Here is a 6,532-nt window from a genome sequence, read left to right on the forward strand (position 1 = left end):
ATTTACTGTAGGAATGTTAATTGTTCGTAAAATACATGTTAATTTTTAGATTATTTTATGAATTTTTACCTATTACTAAATGATTACTAACAAAATGTAAATTTTTAAGTCTTTTTACGCGATTTCCATGTCTAACGTATAGAAAAGAAAAAGGGGAGGATCTTCTTGGAAGTAAGTAAATTTCTACATAAAGCAAAAAAGGGAGATGACGAAGCATTTTACGAGCTTATGCAAATTCATAAAGTTCGTCTGCTAAAAGTTGCCTACTCCTATTTGCGTAATGAAGAAGATGCACTGGAAGCTTTGCAGGAGGTAACTTTTCGAGCCTATCGTTCTATTAAAAAAGTGAGGGAACCGGAATATTTCTCCACATGGCTCATTCGGATTATGCTGAATTACTGCCATGATCAAAGCCGAAGGAAAAAGAGAATAGCCGATACGGACCTGTTAGATAGCCTTGCGGAAACAATTGATCACAGCCAATCGATAGAAATCCAAGAAGCTCTGCAGAAAATCGACTCTCGCTGCCGTGAAGTGATTATTCTCAAGTATTACCACGATCTCCGGATAAAAGATATCGCTGAAATACTGGAGTGTCCGGAAAGCACGATAAAAACATGGTTATACAAAGGACTCAAAGCGCTGAGAAATCAAATGGAAGATAGGAGTGGGCTGAATGTTTGAAAAAGAAGAAAAAGAATTGGAGAAATCAAGAGATTTTTATAATGAGATTGTTTTTTCTGATGATTTTGCTAATGCCGCAATCTTAGAAGGAATCCAGCGTGCGAAAAGGGAAAAACTTAGAGGCCGGAAAACACGCCCCGTAAAAATATTGTTAGTTGCAAGTATTTTGGCGATTTCCTTCATCACAACCGTAAATGTTTCCGAAACGATGGCCGATTATATGAGAAATATTCCAGGAATGAGCCAAGTAATTGATTTTGTCCGAAATGATAAAGGATTAATGGCTACAGTTGAAAATGATTATATACAAAAGGTAGATACATCCGACAAAATTGGTGACATTGAAATAACTTTAGATTCTGTCATCTATGATGAGAAGAATCTGATTTTGTTTTATTACTTTCAGGCTGAAGATGAATCACAGCATGTCTTACCTTGGTTTATCAACCTGCTAAATAGTAATGATGAGTTGCTCACAGAAAAAGTATATGGACAATATCGATCATTAAATGAAAATCCACTTCTTGAATTAAGGGTTTCACTCTCCGATATTAAGGAGCTGCCGAAGGATCTTATCCTTTCTGGCCAGTTCAAAGTTGATGGTAACCTTTTGGAAGGTCATTGGTCGATTCCATTCCAGTTAGATGAAGGGAAATTTGCGAAAAAGCAAATGTTTACTTTAAACAAGACAGTTTCGGTCGAAAATCAAGAATTGACGATTAAAGATGTTACAGTGTATCCTTCCCAAACAGATGTCCACATAACATTTGATCCGAATAACAGTAAGCAACTATTCGGTATTAATGATCTTCAAATGGTGGATGAAAAAGGGGAAGTTTGGGAGTTAAGTTCACTACCAACTACAATAATTAACGAAAATGAATTAATCTTCCACTTGCAGAGCCACTATTTCTTAAACCCAAAGGAGTTAAACTTACGATTTAGTTCTCTTCGTGCCCTTGATAAAGATAAACTTTGGGTGGAAATTGATCCATTAAATAATCAAATACTAGAAGCGCCGAAGGATGGAAAAATAACAGAGGTAAAATTATTTAAAGATGAGCTTTTCATAAAAGTAGAAACTGACCTCAAATTTGCTCAAAACATGATGTTCATGCATGCGATCGATCAAGAAGGCAATGTAATTGAAAAAGATAAATCTTATGCTGTCAGCTGGTCACCTACGGATAACTATATACAATATATTGTCCCCTATTCTGCAGCCACGGCCTCGCCTGGTCCGATTAAACTGAAAATATTGGACTATCCAATGAACATAGAAAAGAAAGTCAATGTGAAAATCAAATAACAGAAAGGGCTCCCCAAAGTCAGGATAACTGACTTTGGGAAGACTCTCTCATTTTTATACAAAAGTACTAAAAAATCATATGACAAAAATAGCCTCGAAATATTAACTTAATTCTATTTATTCACAATGATAAACCTAACGTAAAATCGATTTTGTCGGCATATTGAGGAAAATCAATTAGAGGATTTCTGTTCTTTTGAATATTGAAGATCTCTTTGTTGCGATGTTTTTCATAAATAGATATTTTATATTCACGATGCCATATTAGCAGCATCTCAATGTCCTTACTGCTATATCGGCTAATTTCTCCTGGATATCTTAACAAAAAATACAATGTCGACCTGGCAGCCTCACCTTTTCCACTTTCAGGTTCAAACTTACCCTCTTGATATTTCCCGCAATGTGCTCTGATCGCTTCCGTTTCCATTTGAGGAGAATAGTCCACAAAATCAAAATAAGGATGATTGGACCTTAATGAATTGCAATCTATTTCACACGTAAAAAGATGATGTAAATCTCCTCTCATCGGATTATCCTTATCAAACCATGACTGAGGAACGACATGTTCACAATTATACATATTTTCACTTTCAATGGACGCCATCGCCATCTGTATTTCATAATCGGTTTTCGAGCCACTTTTTTGTAACTTGGCATAGGCTTCTATTCTTTTTCTTTCTGCTTCATAATCATCTTTTATGACTTGTTCAGGATCTCTTTCTTTTCCGGAATAGATACTCTTCAACTTCCCGTCTATATGGAGGTCAATTCTTGAATAGAGATAATTCCGGGTTTTAGAGTTATAAGGGAGCTGATTTTCATGTGTACTCGTAATTAACTGATTAAGTTTCTTATATAACTCTTTTTTGTCCACTTCATTAAAATCAATTTGATGATAATAATCTTTGATTGCCTTTTGATCCTGTTCTTCATCATAATACTCTTTTCCATTTTTAAACCTCTTTTTGTTAAACTCCAGTTCCAACAATGTGGCATTAAAATCTGCATTTTTATGTGATTCTTTATTTTTCATGTTCAATATTTTGTTCCTCCTTTCTAGTTTTATTCCTGCTTAAATTCTCTCAAGCTAGCAGTAATTGATTATTCCACTCTCACACAATTATATAACCTAAATATTAATTTAATTTTTCATTTATATTAAATTTCCCAGTATTTGTATCAATTTCTGCACTACAATACCTTCACCTTGGCTGATATCATCCCATATGGCAGGTGTCTAAACCGTATTAACTCCTCTGGCATTTCATTTATGTTTTCTACAGCACCACCTGGACCAATTAAATTAATACTACTAGACTATCCGGCAACCATTTAAAAAAGAATTGACTATTAAAATGAAATAAAAGAAATGCGATTCTCTGATTTCGGAATCGCATTTCTTTTATCTTTATTTCACTTAGGCTTCATATATTGATTCGCTTTTTCAACTCTTGATGAAATTTTATCGGGTCATCCAATCGTATAGCTACCCTTGTATATGTTTTTTCCAATCCAAAGAAAAGAGTCGCACGGCATGGGTTCTTTAATTCTAGAATCATATGAGGATGAACCTCTTCAAAATCCCGTGCAATAAAATCAAGCGTGGTTTTACTATTTATTTTTTGTTCTAATACTTGTTGGTCCGTTGTAATAGCAGCAATATCTTCGAGTGAAACGACCATTTTCTTTGCTGAGCCAAGGGATAAGTATATGTTATTGTCTGTTAACTTGACTGGGTTTAGGCGGACAGCCTGAATATCACCAAGAAAAAATATAACGGAATATACATTTAAGATCAGAAGAACAATCGACAAAACGATGGACTTATCGTGGAGCCACCAATGAAGCCCCAGTGTTTCAATTACAATCGCATGAATCAACATAATATGAAATGCCAGTAAACTAGATTTTGTGTGCAGAGTGAAAAATCCCTTTCCTTTCGGGGGACTTTTCCTCCATGACGCAAAGGCATAGTAAAAAATAAGAAATTCAGAGGAAAAAACTTTTACAATGGGATGATTTCGTACTTTCTCCCTTACGGCAGCTGGAAAGGAAAATAATAGTGTTTCATCACTGCTGCGCACTTTTTGAATGATGGCAGGCATATATCGAACTAGCATGAAAAGCACCGACAATTCTATCAGAATCAATAGTCCCTCAACCCCAAAACCAATATAGGAGATCCAGATAAATGGTTCAAAATATTTCATAGGTATTAAGAATTTTGCTAGTATTAGCCCGCCTGCCATTAAAATAATAAAACGCTTAACGAAAGAACCCTTTTTCTTATTTATGGTTAATACTAATAGTGGAGAAATAATCGCTAAATCAAGCAGAGACCCAAGAACAACCCATTTCGTTTCAGCTGTTAGAACCATGGGTGAAATGGGCGTTCGATACAATATGAAATTTGAACTAAGTATCAATATCAATAACAGCATCCATACATAGCTTTTCCTAAGAATCTGCTTAACTAGCATAAAATCACCTTTTTTTACTTTAATTGTAACTTATGCGAGGTGATGCAAACACCTATTTTTTGGCATTTTTCCAAATCCCTTGGGATCCTCCGCGAATATGATGGTTCTTAAACTTCATCTTATCGTTGATCATCCACTTTATTTAAAAACTCAATTATACATTCATTCACTTCATCTGCTTTCTCAATAGAAAGGGCATGCCCCGCATTGGAAATAACTTTATATTCAATATGAGGAATCAACTGCTGCGCATTTTTTAACATTTCCTGATAATTATAGATGACTTCCTTATCCCCAACCATAATCAATGACGGCATACTAATTTTCTTAAAATCATCATTGCTAAAAACAGAGGGAACAATTGTTTTCGTCATTTTATAATGTTTTAAGCCTAAGTAAAACTGCTCAAATAAACCTGGCTCCACTTGATTCCCTTTGGCAACAAACCAGCTGCAGAATGATTTAACAACAAAAGATCGTTTAGGTATAATCATGATACTGAATAGCTTTAAAAAGAATTTTTTATAAAAAGGAATAAATGAAGCGGCTGGAGCTAATAGGATGAGCTTATTAACCTTTTCAGGATAAAGAATCGAAAAGTTAAGGGCCTGCCAGCCGCCAGCTGAGTGCCCGCATATTGCTGCTTGCTCTATTCCTAATTCGTGAAGAACGTCTGAAAGCCATTGGGCACAGTCCTTTTTTTCCTTATAAGGCTTTGCTACTACACTTAAATTAAAGTCCGCCAATATGTCGATCGCATATGTTCGGTAATATTGGCTAAGCTCATGGATATTGGGATACCACATAGTCGCTCCAAAGCCAAAGCCGTGCAAGAGAATTAATGGAGGAGCATCCTTAGGGCCTGTTGCAATTATATGTGTTTCACCGAAGCGTGTTGAAACGTAAAAACTCTCGTAATCTACCTTCCATAATGAAAGATTGGCATCATACACTTGTTTAAACTTTCCGGCACCCTCCATACTTCTAAATGCCAAGGAATAATTGGACAACCTAAACTCCTCCTATTAATTCAATTTTATTTAATTTCTATACATGTTCCTTGACCGCTTTAATAACATCTAACGGTGCTTCAAAAGGAACAAAGTGGCCAATGTTATTTAGAATGGTAATGGTTGCATCAGAAAAGTAGTCAGGGATTCTGTCCGCCCATTCGTACCGGATAACAGGGTCAGCGTTCCCCCACAAAATGGTTGTCTTATGGCTGATCTTTTCTATGATTTGTGAGGACAAGGCACTTGATGTCTTTGCCCCTGACCTTGCCCTGTAATAAGCAATGCTCGCTTTAAAAGCACCCGGCTTGAGAAACTCTTCAATTATATAGTTGAGTTCTTGCTCCCTAAGCTTTTCACGATTGCCAATCCAATGTTCATAAAAATACGTAAGATACACTCTTAATGAGGCATCGCTCAAGCCAAGAATCTCTTCAGCAATAGGAAGGTTATGAAAATGCTGATACCAAAACTCACTTTGAATGTTTGGATCAAACCTTCTTTCTCCAATCCCTCCATAGGGAGGATTTAAGAGTACAAGAGACTTTACTCTCTCTGGAAACTTTTTCACTAGTGTTTGAGCAATGGTTGCACCAATATCGTGAGCAACGACCACTACTTTATCCAAAGAAAGACTATGAATTAAGCCAATAAGATCGTCTACATGATTTTCAGGAGTATAAGCGACAGCAGGTAATTCTTCCGGTTTTCCTGACTTCCCAAATCCCCTTAGATCAGGAGCGATCACATCGCAGGATTTTGATAACTCTGGCAATACATGGCGCCAATCATACCAAAAACCTGGCCAGCCATGCAAAAACAGAACAGGCTCTCCAGCCCCCATCCTCACATAATGAATATGGACTCCTGTTTTGCCTATGTGATTAAAATGTTTCCAGTTCCCATCGTAGGGTGATAAATCTAAGTATTCATTCATCATAAAAATCCCCTCTTCGTCTACGACTTTACCAGCGAAGCATTATTTAAATTCTCAACCGCATACTACCGATTTGAATAAATTTTGTCGTCATGAAATGATGTAATATGCC

General features: G+C 36.1%; 6 protein-coding genes. 2 read left to right on the forward strand and 4 right to left on the reverse strand.

The window, feature by feature from the left end; genetic code table 11:
• The first annotated feature begins 165 nt into the window (after positions 1-165).
• Together V7149_RS22405 and V7149_RS22410 are read left to right on the forward strand one after the other, a co-directional pair.
• Entirely contained in the window at positions 166-684 is a 519-nt protein-coding gene (locus V7149_RS22405) for a sigma-70 family RNA polymerase sigma factor (protein ID WP_335347798.1), read from the forward strand.
• Positions 677-1,993 (forward strand): DUF4179 domain-containing protein, encoded by a 1,317-nt coding sequence (locus V7149_RS22410; RefSeq protein WP_335347799.1) that lies wholly within the window; start codon positions 677-679, stop codon positions 1,991-1,993. The genes V7149_RS22405 and V7149_RS22410 overlap by 8 nt, the downstream gene beginning before the upstream one ends.
• A gap of 121 nt (positions 1,994-2,114) precedes the next feature.
• Here V7149_RS22410 and V7149_RS22415 read toward each other — a convergent pair whose 3' ends face one another.
• The 4 genes from V7149_RS22415 to V7149_RS22430 form a co-directional block, all read right to left on the reverse strand.
• The gene (locus V7149_RS22415) at positions 2,115-3,026 is read right to left on the reverse strand and encodes an endonuclease I family protein (RefSeq protein ID WP_335347803.1); all 912 of its coding nucleotides are present in this window, start codon (positions 3,024-3,026) and stop codon (positions 2,115-2,117) included.
• Between the two features lie 391 nt (positions 3,027-3,417).
• Entirely contained in the window at positions 3,418-4,473 is a 1,056-nt protein-coding gene (locus V7149_RS22420; RefSeq protein WP_335347800.1) for a beta-carotene 15,15'-monooxygenase, read from the reverse strand.
• Between the two features lie 119 nt (positions 4,474-4,592).
• Positions 4,593-5,483, reverse strand: coding sequence for an alpha/beta fold hydrolase (locus V7149_RS22425; RefSeq protein WP_335347801.1), 891 nt, complete (start codon positions 5,481-5,483; stop codon positions 4,593-4,595).
• A 37-nt stretch (positions 5,484-5,520) separates the two neighbouring features.
• Positions 5,521-6,423 carry an alpha/beta fold hydrolase gene (locus V7149_RS22430; protein WP_335347802.1) on the reverse strand — a complete coding sequence of 301 codons (903 nt, stop codon included), beginning with the start codon at positions 6,421-6,423 and terminating at the stop codon, positions 5,521-5,523.
• Positions 6,424-6,532 lie beyond the last annotated feature (109 nt).

This window comes from Bacillus sp. JJ1503, from assembly GCF_036965125.1.
In the GTDB taxonomy this organism is placed as follows: domain Bacteria; phylum Bacillota; class Bacilli; order Bacillales; family Cytobacillaceae; genus Cytobacillus.